16 protein-coding genes and 2 other annotated features are annotated in these 19,712 nt (G+C 48.4%); of the genes, 3 read left to right on the forward strand and 13 right to left on the reverse strand.

Features of this window, described 5'->3' with window-relative positions; all coding sequences use genetic code 11:
* Positions 1-40: 40 nt before the first annotated feature.
* Positions 41-3,067, reverse strand: coding sequence for a DEAD/DEAH box helicase (locus ACSQ8P_RS30425; RefSeq protein WP_436238604.1), 3,027 nt, complete (start codon positions 3,065-3,067; stop codon positions 41-43).
* On the reverse strand, positions 3,064-4,638 hold the full coding sequence (locus ACSQ8P_RS30430) for an SWIM zinc finger family protein (protein ID WP_436238605.1): 1,575 nt from the start codon (positions 4,636-4,638) through the stop codon (positions 3,064-3,066). The genes ACSQ8P_RS30425 and ACSQ8P_RS30430 overlap by 4 nt, the downstream gene beginning before the upstream one ends.
* A 643-nt stretch (positions 4,639-5,281) precedes the next feature.
* Here ACSQ8P_RS30430 and ACSQ8P_RS30435 point away from each other — a divergent pair.
* The gene (locus ACSQ8P_RS30435) at positions 5,282-5,500 is read left to right on the forward strand and encodes a hypothetical protein (protein WP_436238606.1); all 219 of its coding nucleotides are present in this window, start codon (positions 5,282-5,284) and stop codon (positions 5,498-5,500) included.
* 17 nt (positions 5,501-5,517) lie between these two features.
* Entirely contained in the window at positions 5,518-5,658 is a 141-nt protein-coding gene (locus ACSQ8P_RS30440; protein WP_436238607.1) for a hypothetical protein, read from the forward strand.
* A gap of 248 nt (positions 5,659-5,906) precedes the next feature.
* On the opposite strand, the gene groL is transcribed toward ACSQ8P_RS30440, so the two are convergent.
* From groL to ACSQ8P_RS30480, 8 genes are all read right to left on the reverse strand, one after another.
* Positions 5,907-7,535, reverse strand: coding sequence for a chaperonin GroEL (gene groL / locus ACSQ8P_RS30445; RefSeq protein WP_436238608.1), 1,629 nt, complete (start codon positions 7,533-7,535; stop codon positions 5,907-5,909).
* 75 nt (positions 7,536-7,610) lie between these two features.
* On the reverse strand, positions 7,611-7,892 hold the full coding sequence (gene groES, locus ACSQ8P_RS30450; protein ID WP_028553854.1) for a co-chaperone GroES: 282 nt from the start codon (positions 7,890-7,892) through the stop codon (positions 7,611-7,613).
* 243 nt (positions 7,893-8,135) lie between these two features.
* The gene (gene tatC, locus ACSQ8P_RS30455; protein WP_420851967.1) at positions 8,136-8,876 is read right to left on the reverse strand and encodes a twin-arginine translocase subunit TatC; all 741 of its coding nucleotides are present in this window, start codon (positions 8,874-8,876) and stop codon (positions 8,136-8,138) included.
* 87 nt (positions 8,877-8,963) lie between these two features.
* Positions 8,964-9,509, reverse strand: coding sequence for a twin-arginine translocase TatA/TatE family subunit (tatA, locus tag ACSQ8P_RS30460; protein WP_436238609.1), 546 nt, complete (start codon positions 9,507-9,509; stop codon positions 8,964-8,966).
* A 207-nt stretch (positions 9,510-9,716) separates the two neighbouring features.
* On the reverse strand, positions 9,717-10,742 hold the full coding sequence (locus ACSQ8P_RS30465; protein ID WP_436239645.1) for a molybdopterin-binding protein: 1,026 nt from the start codon (positions 10,740-10,742) through the stop codon (positions 9,717-9,719).
* 75 nt (positions 10,743-10,817) lie between these two features.
* Complete coding sequence (locus ACSQ8P_RS30470; RefSeq protein ID WP_056608535.1) at positions 10,818-11,309, reverse strand: MogA/MoaB family molybdenum cofactor biosynthesis protein; 492 nt, start codon at positions 11,307-11,309, stop codon at positions 10,818-10,820.
* Between the two features lie 107 nt (positions 11,310-11,416).
* Positions 11,417-11,911: a cyclic pyranopterin monophosphate synthase MoaC gene (gene moaC / locus ACSQ8P_RS30475; RefSeq protein ID WP_436239646.1), complete on the reverse strand. Its 495-nt coding sequence runs from the start codon at positions 11,909-11,911 to the stop codon at positions 11,417-11,419.
* A 16-nt stretch (positions 11,912-11,927) separates the two neighbouring features.
* Positions 11,928-12,560 carry a 5-formyltetrahydrofolate cyclo-ligase gene (locus tag ACSQ8P_RS30480; protein WP_436238610.1) on the reverse strand — a complete coding sequence of 211 codons (633 nt, stop codon included), beginning with the start codon at positions 12,558-12,560 and terminating at the stop codon, positions 11,928-11,930.
* Between the two features lie 239 nt (positions 12,561-12,799).
* Between ACSQ8P_RS30480 and ACSQ8P_RS30485 the strand changes: the two genes are divergently transcribed.
* Positions 12,800-14,755, forward strand: coding sequence for an ABC transporter ATP-binding protein (locus ACSQ8P_RS30485; protein WP_436238611.1), 1,956 nt, complete (start codon positions 12,800-12,802; stop codon positions 14,753-14,755).
* 520 nt (positions 14,756-15,275) lie between these two features.
* Here ACSQ8P_RS30485 and ACSQ8P_RS30490 read toward each other — a convergent pair.
* From ACSQ8P_RS30490 to rimI, 3 genes are all read right to left on the reverse strand, one after another.
* Positions 15,276-16,853, reverse strand: a complete 1,578-nt coding sequence (locus tag ACSQ8P_RS30490; RefSeq protein ID WP_436238612.1) for a 2-isopropylmalate synthase — start codon at positions 16,851-16,853, stop codon at positions 15,276-15,278.
* Positions 16,854-17,292: 439 nt separating this feature from the next.
* Positions 17,293-17,554, reverse strand: a binding site (T-box leader).
* A gap of 62 nt (positions 17,555-17,616) precedes the next feature.
* Positions 17,617-17,868, reverse strand: a binding site (T-box leader).
* Between the two features lie 224 nt (positions 17,869-18,092).
* The gene (gene tsaD / locus ACSQ8P_RS30495; RefSeq protein WP_436239647.1) at positions 18,093-19,169 is read right to left on the reverse strand and encodes a tRNA (adenosine(37)-N6)-threonylcarbamoyltransferase complex transferase subunit TsaD; all 1,077 of its coding nucleotides are present in this window, start codon (positions 19,167-19,169) and stop codon (positions 18,093-18,095) included.
* A 37-nt stretch (positions 19,170-19,206) separates the two neighbouring features.
* Positions 19,207-19,710: a ribosomal protein S18-alanine N-acetyltransferase gene (gene rimI, locus ACSQ8P_RS30500; RefSeq protein WP_056608522.1), complete on the reverse strand. Its 504-nt coding sequence runs from the start codon at positions 19,708-19,710 to the stop codon at positions 19,207-19,209.
* Positions 19,711-19,712: the final 2 nt, after the last annotated feature.

The raw sequence follows: 19,712 nt of genomic DNA on the forward strand, positions 1-19,712 counted from the left end.
GGATGGATAGCCTTTCGCCTTTCTTGATACGACCTCGATCTCACTTCTCCATCCACTCACGCCTTAAGGCAAAAAGCTCGCGCAGCTCGCTTGTCGACATCTCAGTGACCCAGTTCTCGCCGGTGCCGACGATTTGGTCACTGAGGCCCTGCTTACGCCCGATCATCTCGTCGATTCGCTCTTCGAGCGTGCCGAGCGTTACAAACTTGTGCACCAGCACGTTGCGTGTTTGCCCGATGCGGAAAGCGCGATCCGTGGCCTGATTCTCCACGGCCGGATTCCACCAGCGGTCGTAGTGGAACACGTGATTCGCCGCTGTCAGGTTCAACCCCGTTCCTCCTGCTTTCAGCGAGAGGATGAAGATGTGGCAACGCTCCTCCGCGGGGAGCGTCGCGTCCTGGAAGCGCGCGATCATCGCGTCGCGCTTCGCTTTTGAAACACCCCCGTGCAAGAACTGCACGGGCTCTCCTAGCGCCTGCGCAAGCGTAGCCTGCAGCAGGTGGCCCATCTCGACGAACTGGGTGAAGATGAGGCAGCTGCCTCCTTCGCTCCTGAGTTCGTCTATCATTTCAACCAACCGCTCCAGCTTCGCTGAGCGTGCTCTCACATCAACCGCGGCGGCGAGTGCGCCGCGCCCTTCTTTTGCTTTTGCGCCTGCACTCGCGCTCGCTCCGCCAATCTCCTTCAAAAACAAACCCGGATGATCACAAATCTGCTTCAACTTCATCAGCGAGGTAAGAATGAGGCCCTTCTTTTCTATCCCACTCGAGTCCTCAATCTTCTCCATCAAGCTCTGCACGACATTCTCATACAGCGCCCCTTGCTCTGTGGTGAGGCGCACATACGCCTTCCCCTCGTACTTATCCGGCAAGTCCAGCTGTATCGCTGGATCCTTCTTAAGCCGTCTCAACAGGAACGGCCTTATCAAACGCTGAACGCGCCCCGTCAATTCCTTAGCGCCATCCCCATTTTTCTCGATTGGACCTACATACTGTCGGTTAAAATGAGTCAACGTCCCCAGGTACCCTGGGTTCACATAGTCAAAAATCGACCACAACTCGGTCAATCGATTCTCAATCGGTGTGCCAGTCAACGCAATTCGCTGACCCGCTTCTAGTTTACGAATGGCCTGCGATTGCTTCGTATATGCATTCTTGATATTCTGTGCCTCATCCAAGCAAAGCGTATCCCACGTAACGCTCGACAGTTCCTCTTCATCCAACTGTGCGAGAGTATAGGACGTTATCACCAAATCAGCATCACCAAGCGATGCTTCGAAAGCTTCTCCTTTTGCCCGCTGCGCACCATAATGAAGTTGAATCTGGAGGGTTGGTGCGAAACGCGCGAGCTCCTTCTGCCAGTTACCAAGCACAGAGGTCGGACATATGAGCAAGGAGGGTTTTGATTTTAATTTCTCCTCTGTCTTCCCCTGCTCCCTCACCTTCAACAAATAAGCAATAAACTGAATGGTCTTCCCCAGCCCCATATCATCCGCCAGACAGCCACCTAGCCCCATATTACGTAGAAAAAGGAGCCACGACACCCCTTGCACCTGATAAGGCCTAAGTTCAGCGTGTAAACCATCAATCCGCTCAACAAGTGGAATAGACTTGGTCTGACCCAATTGTTTCATCAAACCACGCAGATGACTATTTAGCTCTACTTTAACATCTACCGCCTTGTCCTTCTCATCGCTATCCGCCGCGAGAGTCTCCTCGCTTTCTGACAGATGCATTTCCAACACATCCCGGAAGGACAGCCCCTTCTTCCTCTCGACCTGCTTCATAGTATCGCGAATTTGTTCCAAATACGCAGGATCCAGCTGCACCCATTTACCTCGAATGTAGATCAAGCGCTTCTTTTCCAAAGCCATTTGCCCAAATTCTTCCTCAGTCAAATCTATGCCGCCTAGCGCCACTCGCCAATCAAACTGTATGATCTGATCCATTCCAAACATGGCTTTACGCGTTGAGCCCACGGAGCTTTTGATTTTCGCCTTCAACTGAGGACGACGCATCTTCTGAATCTCTTCCCACCATGATGGTAAAAAGACGGAAATACCCGCCGCCACAAGCTGCATACTCGATTCGGTTAGGAACGTCCACGCTGCATCATCTGACAATTGCTCGATGATTTTGCCTGGTTGATATGCACTCTCAAGCTCGGGCAGCATCCGCAAAATACGTTTCGTTTGTTCATGAAGCTTATCAGCTATATCTGACTGCCAAGCAAGTGGTATCTCGCCGACTAACACATTTCCCGTTGAGCTGAACTCCACGAATCGGTTAGCATCCCGGTGATCCTGTGCAATGAAACGAAGTCGCCAATCCGCTGCGTTATCCTTGGCCGTCGTCGTCCCGTCGACATATGTCTCGGCATAGGGTTCAACGAGCTGCACACAAATTCGATATGGCGTATCATCGCCATGAGTCCAACCAATCGCTAGGAGCCAATCCTCTTCCTGCATCCAAGACGATTCAGACAGCAGAACATTGAACCCTCGGGCGTTAACTTGCAGCAGCTTATGCTCTTGAACTAATCCATTCCACCCCGGAGATAGCTCAAAATCCGCATCAGTCTCAAGCAGCTCTTCAACGATTTCGCTGAACCAGCTCTGCCAAAAGATTTCAGGAAAATCCCCGTTACAAAGCTCCCTAAACCTCTCAACTTGCCCTACTGGCACCCTAAACTTCCAGCCACTTTTCCCTTCACGCCAAAGCTCGTAGGAAGGCAAATACCAGCGGGCATCGATCGCCTCACTTAGAAAGTGCGCTCCTTTTTGCAGCTCTTCAAATCCCTCTTCCCAAGTTAAACTGCTGTGTAGAAGCACGCCAGGTGCACGTAAATAATCCAAAGCCATGACAGGAGACAGCAGAATCGCATCACCATAAGGAATCCGAGTCACTTCCAGTTGTGTCCCATAGAATGAGCGTTCATGCCAGGCAAAAAGCAGCTTACGCAGCATATATCCAGGAACCTCATTAGCTTGCTCCGTTTCGCCATATAGAGCAAAGCTTCCCGATGCAAGCCTTCGAATTCTCATATGAATCGGTGACAAAGTCATCATGGTATTAAATTTCCTTTCCGTAATTCCTCAGTAAAAGCGCGATACCGAGCGTATTGTTTCACGATTTGCTCCAAGTAGGCTTCGAAACGAGGGGTTAGCTTCAACTTTTTATATGCAGCCGCTAATTTCTTCAAGAGCTTAATGGCTTGTATATAGTCGGGACGATTTTTCCCCTGTATGAATGCTTCAATGGCGTGGTGATAGATCGGCAGGAGGAAGCGAACATTCGCTTTCTCGACGAGTTTTAGCTGCGCTGCATCGATGTGTACCGTCGTTAGATCCAAAAGGAGACAGAGATCTGCCCATTCCTGGTACTCGCCTTTTGACAGTAGGAATTTCGCATAGTGATCGTAGCTTGCAGGTAAAAGCGAAACCATGACTTCCCGCTGCTCTTTCTCAACATCTCGCTGTTCCGCTGCCAATCGCCAGTAATGCAAAAATTCATTCGCATACAATCCCTCGTTCCACGCCATCTTCGGTTTTAACCACCGCAACCAGGTCAACAGACGTTCCCACTGACTCTCAAAAACAAATCCATTCAAATAATCGAACCAATAATCAGGCTCAATTTCAAACATCCCACTTTCTGCTCGTTCCCAGGCATTTTCATCTTCACTTCGGCTAATATCAAAATGAATAGAACCGAGAGCAGCGACTTGATGCGCTTGTTGACTCACTCGCGGATCCGCAAGCACCTGCCTAAGCCTAGCCTTTTCTGCCTCCAGAATGTCCTTATCCTGAAATAACTGTGACCATAACAGCTTATACAAATCGATCCAATCATAGGGGTACAAGCCTGAGCCATTCTCGCAAATGTCAGCCACATACGCTGATAATTCCTTCAAATGTCCACCATACTGCTTATATGCCCTGTTAACATCCAGCTCGTGAAGCGTCGCTTCCAATTGCTCGTGAGCATGGGTCAGGACACGTTTGACATAGTAGCTCGTATTTTGATAAAAATCGTATGTGATCGCCTTCGATCCCGCCATTGTATCGCATAGCTGTATGACATACAGCGCCACATGAATATCATACACACCCCGAATGGTCGGCTCCCACGTATCAGCCAGCTTATTAAGCTCACGCCACGCACGCATACAGACTTCCTCGAGACTGAACGCATTATAAATCTTGGCATTGCCATATTGTTTATGAAAATAAGTCAGCCACACTGCGCAGCTATCTGTCGGCTCTGGCAGCCTAGTTGTAGACTTAGATTTCTGTGGAATTTTCTGATCTACCTGCGCCATCTTCACTTTACCAAAACGAAATTCCTCTGGGTCATATCCCGCTTGCTTCGCCACTTCTAACAGCACCGCAGCCATATGCTTACAATAATAACCGTAGGGACACGTGCAGCCACTTTTTGTGAAGCTCTTGAGATCCAAAGTAACCTTGTACCTTTTGGTTCCGTCCACTCTCGCTTTTATGATCGAGGTACCTTCAACTTGAATATCCCTTACAACACCTTCATTGAAATAGGCCCAACCTCTCGCGAGGATCACTTTATCAAATTTAGGACGTATCCGTTCTATCCAGAACGGCCAATCAATTTCTAACTCTTGCATGTGCCTATCCCCCGTTACCCAATCAACATCCTTCCCTCATTATATAATCAACTCCCCTAACAAAAAAACACCTCCCGCCAGAATCATCGAATGATTCTTAACGAGAAGTGCTTATCCGTTACTTCCTGAGCATGCCTTGATGTGGATGCGGGTGAGTTCCGCAATACTCATCGGTTTCGCTACACGTATACACGTGCTCATAAACCGGTACGCAGTGATGGCGATTTACAATTTGGATTGGATGAATGACTTGAACCTTTTGTGGGTGGTAGAAGTCTCTAACTACTCTTTCTGGATCTGTCATTATAGGGTCAGCAGGTGGACACTGAAATTGTTTTCCTTGATTTGGTTGTAAAGCCATGAATGCGTCAACTCCTCTGTTAGTTTGAGATAGTATACGTCTAACCCTAGTCCAGAGAGTGTACAAATGCCTATCTTTCCAATAAATGGGCTGACTCACTTGGGCCAAGCAGGCATGGGGTCCAAGCAAACGGACGAGAGCCAGGCTATGTGGCGAGTACCTAGGAGTAAACAAAAGTGAATTTAGGTTATCAATTCACAGTCTGGGAATTACGCTGTAGAATTAACTGTAGGTGCTTGTCACATCATATATAAAAAAACTTTAAAAAGTGAGGTGCAATACATGGAAGAACTACTAAAAAAAATAATGCTGCAGCTAGAAAACGTGGAATCAAAAATCGACCGTATTCAGCTTACATTAGACTCTTATCATATCGAAAATATCGAATCAAATAACCGTCTTCTCGCAGCGATTCACACAACCAATGACCGCTTAGACTTTCAAAGGGACAAGATCTCCAAGACCGAAGAAGACCTGTACTTACTGAAACAAAAACATTAGGAAAGGATGATAAGCACATGAGTGAGCAAATATTGATTCAAATTTTAGAACAATTGAAAGAAATCAAAGCTCTTGCATCGGACATTCCCTTAATTAGACAAGCTGTACTAGAAACACGTGATGATGTCAAACAACTAGAAGCGTTCAAAGACATTTAGTGACAGAACATCATACATTCGTACATCATTTTAATGTCATCGATAAACAACTCGTTGATCACGCAATTGAAATCGACAAGTTAAAAAACAGATAACATTCGTAGCCCTATGGGCTTTTTAATTTCATCAAAATAGAACATAGGTTCTATTTTGGCGAATAAATGCTAAAATTTTTATTTTAAGAAAACAAAAAAAAGACTCCCGAAGGAGCCTTTCTCTCTGCATGCGCAGAAGCTCTGAGGAGCTTCTTACATCATGCCGCCCATACCACCCATGCCGCCCATATCAGGCATACCTGGTTTGCTTGGTTCTGGTTTATCAGCGATAACCGCTTCAGTTGTCAAGAACATAGCTGCAACGGAAGCTGCGTTTTGAAGTGCGGAACGTGTTACTTTCGCAGGGTCAACGATACCAGCTTCGAACATGTTTACCCATTGTCCAGTTGCTGCATTGTAGCCGATGCCTACTTTTTCGTTTTTCAAGCGCTCAACGATAACGGAGCCTTCTTGACCAGCGTTAGCTGCGATTGTGCGAACTGGCTCTTCAAGGGAACGAAGGATGATGTTAACACCCGTTTGCTCATCACCAGTTGCTACTACTTTCGCTACTGCGTTGTATACGTTAACTAGGGCAGTACCACCACCAGAAACGATACCTTCTTCAACTGCTGCACGAGTCGCGTTCAAAGCATCTTCGATGCGAAGCTTGCGCTCTTTCAATTCAGTTTCAGTCGCTGCGCCAACTTTGATAACAGCTACACCGCCAGAAAGTTTAGCCAAACGCTCTTGCAGTTTTTCTTTATCGAAATCGGAAGTTGTTTCTTCCAGTTGGGAACGAATTTGTGTAACGCGAGCTGCGATATCTTTCGGGTTACCAGCACCATCAACGATGATTGTGTTTTCTTTGGTAACACGGATTTGACGAGCGCTACCCAATTGATCAGGAGTTGTGGATTTCAGATCCAATCCAAGCTCTTCTGTAATCACTTGGCCACCTGTTAGAGCAGCGATATCACCCAACATCGCTTTACGACGGTCACCGAAACCAGGAGCTTTAACAGCTACGCAAGTGAATGTGCCACGAAGTCTGTTCACAACAAGTGTTGCTTGTGCTTCGCCTTCAACATCTTCAGCAATGATCAGAAGTTGTTTACCGGATTGAACCACTTTTTCAAGAACAGGCAAGATTTCTTGGATGTTCGAGATTTTTTTGTCTGTGATCAAGATGTACGGGTTGTCTAGAACTGCTTCCATTTTATCCGTATCAGTGATCATGTATGGGGATGTGTACCCACGGTCGAATTGCATACCTTCTACAACCTCAAGCTCCGTCAAGAAGCCTTTGGATTCTTCAACTGTGATAACACCGTCTTTACCTACTTTTTCCATAGCTTCAGCGATCAATTCGCCTACTTCTTCGTCAGCAGCGGAGATTGCCGCTACTTGTGCGATGGATTGTTTACCTTCGATTGGCTTCGCAATAGCTTGAAGCTCTTCTACAGCCGCTTTAACAGCTTTCTCGATACCTTTGCGGATAACCATTGGGTTAGCGCCTGCAGTAACGTTTTTCAGACCTTCACGGATCATAGCTTGCGCAAGAACCGTTGCAGTTGTTGTACCGTCACCAGCAACATCGTTCGTTTTGGTAGCAACTTCTTTAACAAGTTGAGCTCCCATGTTTTCGAAAGCATCTTCAAGCTCGATTTCTTTCGCAATTGTAACACCATCGTTAGTGATCAACGGGCTACCGAATTTTTTCTCAAGTACAACGTTACGGCCTTTTGGACCTAATGTTACTTTAACGGCATTTGCCAAAGCATCTACCCCGCGAAGCATCGCGCGGCGTGCGTCTTCACTGAACTTAATTTCTTTTGCCACGATAGGAAACCTCCTCTAATTAAAAACCTAGATAAATTGTTAATAACGTAAAGCCGATCTATATGCTGCTCTAACTTAGGCTAATACAGCGAGGATGTCGCTTTCGCGCAAGATCAACAGTTCGCGGCCTTCGTATTTCACTTCAGTTCCAGCGTATTTGGAGAAAATGATGCGGTCGCCTTCGCTTACTTCAAGCGGAACACGTACGCCATCTTTCAACGCGCCAGCGCCAACGGCTACAACTTTACCTTCTTGTGGTTTTTCTTTAGCTGTATCTGGCAGCACGATGCCACTTGCTGTAGTCTCCTCTTTCGCAACGGCTTCAATGATAACTCGATCACCTAACGGTCTGATCATGGAAAAATAGCCTCCTTTAGAAAATTGGTCTTGGGTATATTTCTTTGTTATTAGCACTCGAATGTGTTTAGTGCTAACAACACCTCTTATGATACTCATTCTGGGAGTAATTTGCAAGTCCTTTTACACATTTTTCATTCTTATGGACACCCCCCTCATTCTACCCAAATGATAACCAAATATTCCCTCTGTGCATGAAAAAAAATAGCCCACCACGAAGGCGGACTGTGTTCAACCATTTCCTTATTTAGGACCAAACTCCAGTTCCCAAGCAGCATCGTTCGCAAGCTGTTTGCGATAAATGAAGCCCGACATGAAGACACTGAATTCATATAAAATAATGAGCGGAACCGCAACTAATATGGCTGAAATCGCATCTGGTGGCGTAATTACGGTTGCAAGAATGACCATCAGCATGTAAGCATATCTTCTAAACTTATGCAGACGCTTCGGGTTCAGGAGCTTAATCTTCGTGAGAAACATCACCACGATCGGCATCTCAAACACACAGGCCAGCGGAAGAATGATGTTAAACATAAAGGTAAAATACTGAGCAGCACCGTACATCTCCGTAATTTCTAGACTCTTACTAATCGACGAAGTAAAATAAAACGCCATTGGGAAGACAACCCAATACCCGAAAGACAGTCCCAATAGAAAGAGCAAAAATGCATAGGGTACGTAGAGGAGCGAAGCCTTCTGCTCCGTCTCTCGTAGACCTGGCTTAACGAAAGCCCATATATGGTACAGAATAACGGGTAATGTGATAAGAAGACCGACAGCTAAACCAAAATTCATATACAAACGCAAGGCATCCCAAGGGGAGAAAACGTTCCAACCGATGCCATCTGCTGGCGGGATACTTTTGAGATATCGAATGATAGGTTTAGCAGCAACAAGCCCACCCACCATACCAATAACCAGAACAACTAAGATCCACATGATTCGCTTGCGCAACTCACCAAGGTGCTCTACAAGAGACATTTCTTCATTTTTCAACCGATTTCACCTACCTAATCTAGTGAATTCAGCCTGCAGGCTGAACCACTTCTTCATCTGTTTGATCAAAAACTAATCCGGTAACCGCCGGGAATTACCTGTGTTGCCTGACTGCTGCGCTGGCGCCGGGGTAGGGGCCGAGGCTTGAGCAGGAGCGGAGGACAACACATCGCTTGCTGCTTGTGTGTCAGATGACGCTATTGGCATGGAGGTTGCTTCTGCAGCTTCAACTGGCGCACCTATAACATGTACAACCTCGGAGGACTTATTTGTTACGAAAGCCACTGCAGGTTTCACCTCAGATGAGCCTGCTGGTTCTGCCACAAATTGCTCATTGATCGGGCCTTGTGGTGATTTCGTAAGAGAAGCTATTGCACCCTCATCTGGTGCAACCACTTTGGCTACCTCAACAGGTGTTATCGGGTCTGGTACAATAGGTGTATTTGATGCTATCGGCGCTTTGGGCCCGTCACTCATCAGTTCATTCGTCGCTTGCTTAAAATCTCTTAACGTCTTACCAAGCATTCTGCCAATCTCCGGCAGCTTCTGCGGTCCGAATATGACAAGCGCTACGACGGCGATCAATAAAAGCTCAGTGAATCCAATATTTTGAAACATGGACTTCATCTCCATTATGTGTTGCGTTATAAATACAGTAAGTCAATAAAGGAATGCAAATTAAGGAAGCCTCTGTATACTCATTGGATAAATCCATTAAAATCTCACATTTAACGCTCGAAAAGGAACTTTCATTGGATAAATCCAATATAGTTCCCGGTAACGCCCGAAATATGGCTTATTTTAATCATACTGAGTGGATAACTTCTAACATTGATAAAAACCGCCGTAGCCCATCTCCGTGATGTCACTACGCACGATCACTTCGCCTGCGCAGATGCGCGGCAGCAGCACATCAAAGGACGTGTACGGGTCGTGCATCACACAACCCGGCAAGCCCATAATCGGCAGATCGCCTAGATAGGCGATCATCAGCATCGAGCCCGGCAGCATCGGCGTGCCGTAGCTGACCACGCGGGCGCCGGCCGCCTTGATCGCACCCGGCGTGCGATCATCCGGGTCCACGGACATGCCGCCCGTGACCAACACCAGATCCACGCCCAGCGCGGCTAGCGCGTGGATCTCACCCACAATCGCTTCGCTGTCATCCGACACGAAGCGTTGGTCCACAACCTCGGAGCCGAGCTGCGCGACCTTCTCTTTCACAACTGGGCCGAATTTATCCTGGATTCGGCCCTTGAAGACCTCGCTGCCCGTCGTGATCACGCCGACGCGCAGCTTGCGAAACGGCTTCACCTCGAGCAAGGTGAAGCCCTCCGCACGGCGAGCGGCCGCAAGGCGCTCGACCTCTTCAACCTTCGCTTCGTCGACGATCAGCGGGATCACCCGCGTACCGACCAGCGAAGCGCCGCCCTGAACGACCGTATTGCTACGAATCGTCGACATCACGACCTCATCGATGGCGTTCACACTATCCACGAACGCCTTATCGATCTTCACCAAACCGTGAATCTCCGACTTCAGGTTCACTTTGCCTTCATGCGGATCAGTAAGCCTGAGATCCGAGCACTTATCTGTTCCCGCAATCGCCCGCGCCATGCGCAAGGCAGCCTCATCCTCATGGAGATAGCCGGGCTGCAGCTCCATCACATAAATATGTTCCTTACCGATGCTCAGCAAGGCAGGAATATCCGCTTCCGTCACTTGATGACCTTTGCGGAACAGACGGCCTTTGAACTCACCTGGCAAGATCTGCGTGAGATCATGCGGCAGAATCATGCCGATCGCATCTTCCACTTTCACCTCGCGCAGCATGGAAGTGTCTTTACTCATCATGAGTCACCCTCTTGCCCTGTCTTACGTTCATCGCTCTGCTTTTCACTATGGTCTTGCACTCGCTTCTACTCTTCACCCGTGATCGCCTTCTTTGCCTGTCAGAATACCCAGCGCGTGTGGAAGTTGATCAATGATCGCCATGAGATTCTCTTGAACACCTTTCGGACTGCCTGGCAAATTAATGATCAGCGTGCGTCCGCGAATGCCAGAGACCGCTCTGGAGAGCATCGCTTTTTTCGTTTTTTGCATCGAGATCATGCGCATTGCTTCTGCAAAACCAGGTGCAACACGATCAATCACATTGAGCGTTGCTTCTGGTGTGACATCACGTGGAGCCAGACCTGTTCCGCCTGTTGTTAATATTAAATCAGCTTGATAATAATCAGTCATTTCGATTAATGAAGCCATAATTTCGTCCATCTCGTCCGGGACGACCCGATACTCAATGATCTCGCCTTGAATTTCCTCTTCAATCAGCTCGCGGATTACCTGAGCGCTAGTGTCTTCTCGTTCTCCTCGGTAACCGCGGTCACTGGCTGTCAAAATCGCAACTTTCCAGTGCATCCTTCGTCACCTCTCCCTTGTTCACTGAATGAGATCAACCCACTAACCTGCGTGATACGCAGAACCTCACCCGAATATCGGTATGTTGGCGCTGGATCTTAGTCCCTTCACGCTTTCATGTCTTGCCTGTGAAAATCCCCGTTTTTACCGCCTGTTTTCATAACAAGCAGGGTCGAGTTAATGATCATGTCTTTCTCTACAGCTTTGCACATGTCATACACGGTCAATGCCGCGGCAGAAACAGCCGTTAGAGCTTCCATTTCTACGCCTGTAGGACCTGTTGTACGTACAGTTGCTTCTATGTATAGTTCATTAATGCCATTATTCGAAAACTGAATATCTACCCCAGTTAGCGCAATGGGATGGCACATCGGTATCCAGTCTGACGTTTTCTTAGCGGCCATGATACCAGCCACTTGAGCCACGGCGAGGACGTCGCCTTTTTTCATTTTACCCTCTAGGATTAAATTAAGCGTGTCTGACTTCATTAATAAGGTAGAGCGAGCTGTGGCCGTGCGCTTCGTCTCATCTTTATCCGATATGTCGACCATTCGCGCTCGTCCCTGCTCATTAAAATGCGTCAATGGTGAAGAATCGGGCACTGCAATCACCTCTATATTAGGTTTCTGTTTTGAACACCATCTTACTTTCGGTTACGATGCCATCCACTCTGAAATCATGCCAAGAAGAAGGAACAGCAGGAATCAATTGATTATCGAAAGCAGCTGCAACGGCAAAAGGTCTTTTCAACCCGCGCGCAGCGAATAACTGCATAAAGCGATCATAGAAGCCTCCGCCGTAACCTAAGCGACCGAAATCCAGATCAAAGGCTAACCCTGGCACCACAATCATCGAAATCGTGCCCAAATCATGTTCAATAGGAACGTCACTCCGAGGCTCTCTGATCCCATAAGCACCACTTTCAAGGTCCTCATAACGGCTTATGATGTGCAAGTTCATCGTTTTCGTGTCTGCCACTACCTTCGGTATCAGCACACGAATTCCCTGCTGCCAGCACCATTCCATTAATGGCGCAACGTCGGGTTCAGAACGGAAAGGCATATAGCTCATCAGCGTAGGCTGAGAATTGGACGGTATTTGCCCCTGTTCAAACAGCTTATCCGAACACAGCTTCACCATTCTTTGGTTTATTAGTTGTTGCTTCTCATCACGTATCTCGGCAACAATCGAAGCACGTCGTACTTCCATTTCCTTGCGTAATTCTATTTTCCGCTCTCGGATGTTCATCATAAGCTACAGCCCTTCCTAGCGAGGAGTGGTTTCCCCCATTTTAACATAAATAAAGTAAAAAACTATACTCGTACCTGAGACCCCGTCGAATCGCCTCTATTTCAGGTCTAAATTAAGCAGGCGTTGCCCCCATTCTTCGTGTATACTAATGATTTGATGGGATTGAAACAGCGACCGAAGGTCAACTTAACTAGGTTCTTACATTAATATGTATCTAAAACGCAGGAGGTAGCAGCAACATGCTATTACAAGTTTCTAACATATCCAAAAGCTATGGGGTACGCTCTGTACTCTCTAATATAACGCTTCAAATTGAAAATCGGGAACGCATCGGACTCGTCGGTGTCAATGGCGCTGGGAAGTCTACTCTTCTTCAAATCATCGCGGGTGAGATGTCCTATGATAGCGGTGATCTTTTCAAAGCCAAGGAAACCAAGATCGGCTATTTAAAGCAAAACAGCGGACTTAACACCGACAAATCCATTTGGAATGAGCTGCTGAGCGTATTTAGCTCCTTATTGGAAACAGAACGTGAGCTGCGCGAGCTGGAAGCCTTGATGGCTGACCCTGACCTCATCTCCGATGAGAAAAAATATGAAACGACCATGAATCGGTATGCGCTGCGCTCCGAATGGTTTCGTGAACATGGCGGCTATGAAATTGAAGCCAAGATTCGCGGTATTTTGCACGGGATGGGCTTTGGACAGTTCGCACCAGAAACCTTGGTCAACACCCTCAGCGGAGGGCAGAAGACGAGATTGGCTTTAGCTAAAATGTTGCTGGAAGAGCCCGATCTGCTCATGCTCGATGAGCCTACCAACCATTTGGACATCGCCACATTGACGTGGCTCGAAGGCTATCTGCGCGGCTATCCTGGCGCTATTCTTGTCGTATCACATGACCGTTACTTCCTTGACGCGTTGGTGACGTCCATTTATGAAATTGAACGCCATGCATCCAAACGGTATACGGGCAATTATTCCCGTTTTATCGAGATTAAAGAAGCGAACTATGAAATTGAATTGAAACAGTTTGAAAAACAGCAGGAAGAAATCTCGAAACTGGAGGATTTCGTGCAGCGTAACATTGTTCGTGCTTCGACAACGAAGAGAGCGCAGTCCCGCCGTAAGCAGTTGGAGAAAATGGACCGTTTGGATAAGCCCATGGGCGATTTGAAACGTGCCTCATTCTCTTTTGAAATTGAACAGACTTCCGGGAAAGAAGTGTTGCAAGTAGACCGTCTTTCTCTTTCATATGATGGCAAAAAACGTCTTCTCGATGGCGTCTCGTTCCAGCTTCGTCGTTCCGAAACCGCTGCGCTAATCGGGCCTAACGGGGTCGGGAAATCCACCCTGCTCAAAACCTTGATCGGTCAACACAAGCAAGACGCTGGTACGTTCAAATGGGGAGCTGGCGTCACGATCGGCTACTACGATCAAGAGCAGAAAGGCTTGAATCCGTCCAACAACGTGTTGGAGGAAGTGTGGAACACGTATCCTCACTTGGAGGAAGCGCGTATTCGCACGGTGCTTGGCAGCTTTCTTTTCAGCGGCGAGGACGTATTTAAGAAGATTGCAGCGTTGAGCGGAGGCGAGAAAGCTCGAGTCTCCCTCGCTAAGCTCATGCTTCAGAAGGCCAACGTATTGATTCTCGATGAGCCTACCAACCATTTGGATTTGTACAGTAAAGAAGTGCTGGAATCGGCCTTGATGGATTACGAGGGCACCTTGCTATTCATCTCCCATGACCGGTATTTCCTCAATAAAATGGCGGAGAGCATGCTAGATCTGCAAAAGGATGGCTTAACGAGCTATCTCGGCAACTATGACGACTATGTAGAGAAAAAAGCGGAGCTCGCTGAAATGGAAGCGAATCGTCTGGCCAAAGAGGCGGAGAAGAAATCTGCCGGCAATTCATCTTCTGTTGCTGCGGTAAAAGCTGAGCCCGCTAGTGGTGGCAGTTACGAGGCGGACAAGCTGGCCAAGCGTGAAGAACGCAGTCGTCAACGGAAGCTGGAACAGCTAGAGCTTGATATTGCGCGACTTGAAGAGGAAGTTACTGCTCTTGAGGCTGAGCTTGCTGATCCCGCTGTGTATAATGACTATATGCTTGTGCAGGAGAAAACGGCTGAGGTTGATAAGCGTAAGAGTTCACTTGCAGCTTGTTATGAGGAATGGGAAGTTTTATTGGCTTAAAATAGCAAGAGTCCACGTCTGATGATGTGGGCTTTTTTGTTGTTTGTCTTTTTGCGAGCGTTGTCCTGTGGACAAGTTCACAAAATGTTCAAAGTTACCCACAGGAGCGACAGATTTCCTCTACTTTGTCTTGAAATGTCCTGAAGATCCCCTTTGAAACCGTACATCTACACTTCGTAGAGCTCCCTTATACACAAAAAAATAATGACGAATTGTTCCGATAATTTCAATTGGTCTTTGTGGAACCCCGTTTTGTTATACACAACGTTATCCACAGAAAAAGGGAGGCTTTTTCCGCCTCCCATCAGCCTTTTCTCTATTTTTCCACAAGGTTATCCACATTACCCACATTTTTTCACGAAAAAGTTATCCCTCTTACACGCCCTCTAAAAAGGTTGATCTCTCGGGTTTTCTTCGAGTTATACACACTGTACACAGGGGGTGTGCATAACCTTGCTCACATGATGTGTATATATCTAAGTTTTCTTACAATTCGTGTGCATGCGACGAAATCTGTTAATTAAGAAGCTGGAATAACCGTCTCCGTTGTTTCGGAGGTCACGCTATTTTGCATCCGAATCGCTTGATTGCAAGCCGATATGAACGCTTTGGCTACCGCAACTAGGACATCTTGGTCGATCCCAGTATTCTTGTAGGTCTGGCCGCCAACTGAGATCGTAACCTCCGCTTCCCCAGTTGCTTTCTCGCCTGTGGACAACGAGTGCAGCTCAAGATCCGAGAACTCTACATCCATCGGAATGGCTTGCTGTAGACAATGCACGATCGCCTCGATCGGTCCTTCTCCTGTGCCGGAGTAGACACTCTCTGTGCCCGTTTGATTATTTCGAACGGATACGGAAGCAACACGGTTGCGATCACTGCTTGAAATAACCTGCATATGCGACAGTGTAAATGGCTCCATTTGTCCATCAACCGTGCTGCCTACAAGCTCCATTAGTTGGTCGTCAGTGACCATTTTCTGCTCATCGGCTTTTTCTTTGAAACGTGTATAAAGTGTATCCAGTTCCTCGCCTGTAAGCTCGATGCCAAACTGCTGAGCACGATGCTTCAGCGCATGGCGACCTGAGTGCTTGCCAAGGATAATCATGGAGCGTGGGATGCCCAGCTTTTCTGGATCCATAATTTCATAGGTACTACGGTTTTTCAGAAGTCCATCCTGATGGATACCCGCTTCGTGTTGGAAGGCATTGCGGCCGACAATCGGTTTGTTGTATGCAATCGGGAAACCCATGATGCGGCTGACCATTTTGGAGGTGTTAAAAATCTCACTCGTCACGATGCCCGTTTCCACACCCATCGAATGCTTCCGCGTCTCAATCGCCATGACTAGCTCTTCCAGTGAGCAATTACCGGCACGCTCGCCGACGCCGTTCACCGTTACCTCCACATGTGTGACGCCTGCGGCAATAGCAGCTAGGCTGTTGGCAACGGCTAGACCAAGATCATTATGGCAGTGGGCGCTATACTCGACCGTATCGCCACCTCTTACACTTTGGCGCACTCTGCGGAACATCGCACCGTACTCTTCAGGAAGCGCATAACCCACTGTGTCGGGGATGTTAAGAATGGTTGCACCTTCGGCAATGACCGCTTCCAGCACTTCAAAAAGGAACTCATCCCCTGTACGCGTCGCATCCATCGGAGAAAACTCGATACGATCAACAAATTGCTTCGCATAGCCGACCATGGCGCGAGCCATCTCCACCACTTGCTGACGCGATTTGCGCAGCTGGAAATCCAGATGAATGTCCGACGAGGACAGGAACATGTGGATACGTCTGGATGCCGCGTCCTGCGTAGCTTTGACAGCTGCATCGATGTCGGCTTTGACGGCCCGGGCGAAGCCGCAGATCTCGACACCTTGCAGCTCGCGTGAAATCTGCTGCACGGCTTGGAAATCGCCAGGACTTGAGATCGGGAAGCCCGGCTCAATAGTGTCGATGCCCATGATGGCAAGCTGTCTCGCGATGCGAATCTTTTCCTCTGGGTAGAGTGATGCGCCCGGCGCTTGCTCACCATCACGAAGTGTTGTATCAAAAATGCGAATGCGTCGATTAGTATTTGTACTGTTTTCCATGGTTAATTCCTCCTCAAGGTATGCCCGTGTCGGGCTGTGAAATTCTAGGGCGAGCGTATCGCCCGGTGTCATCTGCTGTAAGCGTGTTTTTCACCGTTACAGCGTGTGATTAGCAGGATACGGCTTGTTTCCTGTGCTGTAAGCGTGTTTTTCACCGTTACAGCATGTGATTGGCAGGATACGGCTTGTTTCTTGTGCTGTAAGCGTGTTTTTCAGCGTTACAGCGTGTGGTTGGCAGGATACGGCTTGTTTCTTGTGCTGTAAGCGTGTTTTTCACCGTTACAGCGTGTGATTGGTCGGATGCGTCGTGTTTCTTGTGCTGTAAGCGTGTTTTTCACCGTTACAGCATGTGGTTAGCAGGATACGGCTTGTTTATTCAGATGTGTTCAGTGGCTGCAGCGCACTTTCCACAGACGACAAAAAGACCCGTCATCTCCACATAAGAGACGACGGGTCTTCACCCAGCGCGGTACCACTCTTGTTGACTCCGTCAAGGAGCCCACCTCAGATATAGCCAGCAAGCTGCTAGCTACATCACCCGATCACGGAGGTCATCCGTTCATCCCTAACAGCTGTACGACAGCCGATCAGGATGACCGCTTCCAAGCGAGTTCGGGGCGTTCTCGGTCTGCGTCGCATCAACCCGCAGCTTTCTGTACCGAAGACATGGAGCCCTTACTACTCTTGTTCATCGCGTTATTTATATGTGTTTTACCAAATTTAAATCAGTTTCAGAACAACCAAAAAAGCCTGCCATCTCTATAAAAGAGACGACAGGCTTGAACCTTCCGCGGTACCACTCTAATTGATCCGAGCTGTTACGCTCGAAACCACTCATGTACCTGATCACGGGGGTCAACCGTCAAGACCTACTTGGGTGCTGGATCCTTGGCATCCTTATCAGTCCTACCGCTCCTGGGCGAGTTCAGGTGACGTTTCGTCTGTGCTTTCACCAAGCGCACAGCTCTCTGAGCGAAACTGGTCATGCCTTACTATTCCCGTTCGTTGCGTTTGAAAGTATTGATTGTGATTATAATATGCACTTTTTTCAAAGTCAATACACCATGTTTGAAAATTAATTTTATTTCGTTACCCGTTAGGCATGCTCCTGAGTAACAAAATTTCAAGTGCGATATGTGAGCAGAAGCTGATTTAGAAGGATTCCCCCTAACTAATCACTTCAAGAAGTCCTACGCCTGCCCCAACAGAAGTAATCACAAGGGGATGGGACGAGACCATTTACCACTCTTCTAGCTTGAGCTGTGGCTCAGCTTTCAACTCCATGGAGTCGAACTCCTGCTTGTCCCACTTCAAGAAAGCGGCGGCGCCAATCATCGCCGCATTGTCCGTGCAGAGTCGGTGCGGCGGCACCAGCAGCGGTACACCCAGCTGCTCGCAGCGCTCGGCGAGCCTGCTGCGCAGCCCCTTGTTCGCGGCGACTCCGCCCGCGAGCAAGAGCTGCTTCGCGCCGTATTCCTTCACGGCGCGACTTGCCTTCTCCACAAGCACGTCGATGACGGATGCTTGGAAGCCCTTGGCAATCTGCGCGACCTGGACGGTTTCGCCGCGCATCTTGCTTTGGTTGACGACATTAAGCACCGCGGATTTCAATCCGCTAAAGCTGAAGTCGTAGGAATCTGCCTCGAGCCAGGAGCGAGGCATTTTGATTTCGGAATCGGCTTCCTGTGCAAGCCGATCCACGTGCGGGCCGCCCGGGTAAGGCAATCCCATTGCCCGGGCAATTTTATCGTAGGCCTCGCCGGCGGCATCATCGCGCGTACGCCCGATGATACGGAACTGGCCGGGGCCTTCGAGGAGAATGAGCTCGGTGTGTCCGCCGGACACGACGAGCGAAATCGAAGGATACACCAGCTCATGCACGAGCTGGTTGGCGTAGATATGTCCCGCGATATGGTGAACACCAATCAGCGGGAGGTCTAGGGCGCAAGCGAGCGCTTTGCCCGCAACGACGCCAACGAGCAGAGCCCCGATCAATCCGGGGCCTTCGGTTACGGCAATGGCGGAGAGCTCATGGAGCGAGACGCCCGCTTCTGTGACGGCTTCCTCCAGCATCCATGTGATCGACTCCACATGCTTCCGGGAAGCCACCTCCGGCACAACACCGCCATAGCGTTGGTGCGTTTCAATCTGGCTGGAAATCACATTCGAGCGAATGATTTTCCCATTTTCAACAATGGCCACGGAAGTCTCATCGCAGCTCGTTTCAATGGCAAGAATGTACACCGGCTTTGTTGAGGTTTTATTTTGATCTTGTACTTGTTTATCTTGTTGTTGATCCTGTCCATCCTGTTGCATCTGTTCATTACTCACACTATTCACCTATTTGAAAGCCTCAGTCACTGAGACTATCCTTTCTACGATTGGGCAGATCTGCCCACATGACGACAGCGTCCTCGCGATTATCTGTATAATAGCCTCTACGCACACCAACGGAGCGGAAGCCTAATTTTTCGTATAAATTTTGTGCCACATAGTTCGAAGTTCTCACTTCAAGGGTGATGCGGATGGCACCTAGGAAAGCGGACGTTTTCATCAACTCACGCAGGAGCCTTTCTCCAAGCTTGCGTCCACGATAGGTATCTTTTACAGCAATGTTCGTGACATGTGCTTCCTCCATGATGAGCCACATGCCGCCATAACCCGCGACTTCCCCATCGATGTCCATGATCATATAATGCGCAAACTGGTTGTTTGTCAGCTCATTCTCAAACGCACCTCGTGTCCAAGGAGTCGTGAACGCTTCCTGCTCGATCTCAACAATAAAAGGAATGTCTTCCATGGTCATTGAGCGGAATACCAACGAATTTTCTATGGCATGCGGCTGTCTCTGTTCCATGA

This window comes from Paenibacillus sp. LjRoot153, assembly GCF_964253085.1.
Classification (GTDB): Bacteria; Bacillota; Bacilli; order Paenibacillales; family NBRC-103111; genus Paenibacillus_E.

Excerpts from the sequence above, each read along its gene's own strand:
- ACSQ8P_RS30425 (WP_436238604.1), bottom strand. The coding sequence starts at position 3,067 with ATGATGACTTTGTCACCGATTCATATGAGAATTCGAAGGCTTGCATCG.
- ACSQ8P_RS30430 (WP_436238605.1), bottom strand. The coding sequence starts at position 4,638 with ATGCAAGAGTTAGAAATTGATTGGCCGTTCTGGATAGAACGGATACGT.
- ACSQ8P_RS30435 (WP_436238606.1), top strand. The coding sequence starts at position 5,282 with ATGGAAGAACTACTAAAAAAAATAATGCTGCAGCTAGAAAACGTGGAA.
- ACSQ8P_RS30440 (WP_436238607.1), top strand. The coding sequence starts at position 5,518 with ATGAGTGAGCAAATATTGATTCAAATTTTAGAACAATTGAAAGAAATC.
- groES (WP_028553854.1), bottom strand. The coding sequence starts at position 7,892 with ATGATCAGACCGTTAGGTGATCGAGTTATCATTGAAGCCGTTGCGAAA.
- tatC (WP_420851967.1), bottom strand. The coding sequence starts at position 8,876 with ATGTCTCTTGTAGAGCACCTTGGTGAGTTGCGCAAGCGAATCATGTGG.
- tatA (WP_436238609.1), bottom strand. The coding sequence starts at position 9,509 with ATGTTTCAAAATATTGGATTCACTGAGCTTTTATTGATCGCCGTCGTA.
- ACSQ8P_RS30465 (WP_436239645.1), bottom strand. The coding sequence starts at position 10,742 with ATGAGTAAAGACACTTCCATGCTGCGCGAGGTGAAAGTGGAAGATGCG.
- ACSQ8P_RS30470 (WP_056608535.1), bottom strand. The coding sequence starts at position 11,309 with ATGCACTGGAAAGTTGCGATTTTGACAGCCAGTGACCGCGGTTACCGA.
- ACSQ8P_RS30480 (WP_436238610.1), bottom strand. The coding sequence starts at position 12,560 with ATGATGAACATCCGAGAGCGGAAAATAGAATTACGCAAGGAAATGGAA.
- ACSQ8P_RS30485 (WP_436238611.1), top strand. The coding sequence starts at position 12,800 with ATGCTATTACAAGTTTCTAACATATCCAAAAGCTATGGGGTACGCTCT.
- ACSQ8P_RS30490 (WP_436238612.1), bottom strand. The coding sequence starts at position 16,853 with ATGGAAAACAGTACAAATACTAATCGACGCATTCGCATTTTTGATACA.
- tsaD (WP_436239647.1), bottom strand. The coding sequence starts at position 19,169 with ATGCAACAGGATGGACAGGATCAACAACAAGATAAACAAGTACAAGAT.
- rimI (WP_056608522.1), bottom strand. The coding sequence starts at position 19,710 with ATGGAACAGAGACAGCCGCATGCCATAGAAAATTCGTTGGTATTCCGC.